The following is a 795-nucleotide window of genomic DNA, read 5'->3' as shown; positions in this document are numbered from 1 at the left end:
GCCGATGGTGGCAGCGCCGCGGCGGGCAGCCTCCTCGATGGCCCGCACGGCATAGGGCGTCGTGCCGCTGGCGGAAATGGCGATCAGGCAGTCGCCCTTGCCGAGGCCGGCCTCGGCGACCGCTGCCGCGGCTTCCTCGGTATCGTCTTCCGGCCCGCCGGCCAGCGTGCGGAAAGCGTCGTCGCCGCCGGCGATCAGGATGGCGATGCGGTCGCGGTGAATGCCGAAGGTGCCCGGCAGCTCCAGCGCATCGGCCAGTGCCATCAGGCCTGAGCTGCCGGCCGCGGCGTAGGCAAGCTTGCCCCCGCTCTTCAGCCTGCCGGCGATGATCTCGGCGGCCCTGGCGATGGATGGAATGGCATGGCGCACCACCTTGGCGGCTTCGATCTGCGCATCGGCCAAATAGGAAAGGATGGCGTCCGGAGGCTGGATATCCAGCCCCTCGGCATTTTTGTGAAGCGCTTCGGTGCGCGTTTCGGCCATCCCGGTTCCTCCAATACCAGAACAATACCAAAAAAATACCACTTGTCCACACGCATTAACGAATTCGCGGGCCGGAAATCGCTGAGCCGCCGAAATAGGCAGATTCTTCAATAAAATACGGCTTAAACTTTTTGAAACGGAAATTAATCCTTGGCTATTGGTATTTTATTGGTATTATCCGCCCGGAGGAGAAATCAACGTGAATTTCGTGCTCGGAATCGATGGCGGCGGCACCAGCTGCAGGGCCGCCCTGGCAACGGCGGACGGCACGGTGATCGGCCGCGCCAAAAGCGGCGCCGCCAACATCCGCAC

The 795-nt window shown here is 62.8% G+C and carries 1 protein-coding gene and 1 pseudogene; one reads left to right on the top strand and one right to left on the bottom strand.

The window, feature by feature from the left end; genetic code table 11:
* Positions 1-483: SIS domain-containing protein (locus tag EN994_RS33695; protein ID WP_127308268.1), on the bottom strand; the 483-nt coding region annotated here is incomplete at its 3' end.
* A 199-nt stretch (positions 484-682) separates the two neighbouring features.
* On the opposite strand from EN994_RS33695, the pseudogene EN994_RS33690 reads away from it, so the two are divergent.
* Positions 683-795, top strand: a pseudogene (locus EN994_RS33690) (N-acetylglucosamine kinase); the annotation flags it as partial.

The sequence above is a fragment of the Mesorhizobium sp. M7A.F.Ca.CA.002.09.1.1 genome (assembly GCF_003998555.1).
Taxonomy (GTDB): domain Bacteria; phylum Pseudomonadota; class Alphaproteobacteria; order Rhizobiales; family Rhizobiaceae; genus Mesorhizobium; species Mesorhizobium ciceri.
Note: the sequence above shows the minus strand (reverse complement) of the source record. Positions and strands in the feature narration are given on the sequence as shown.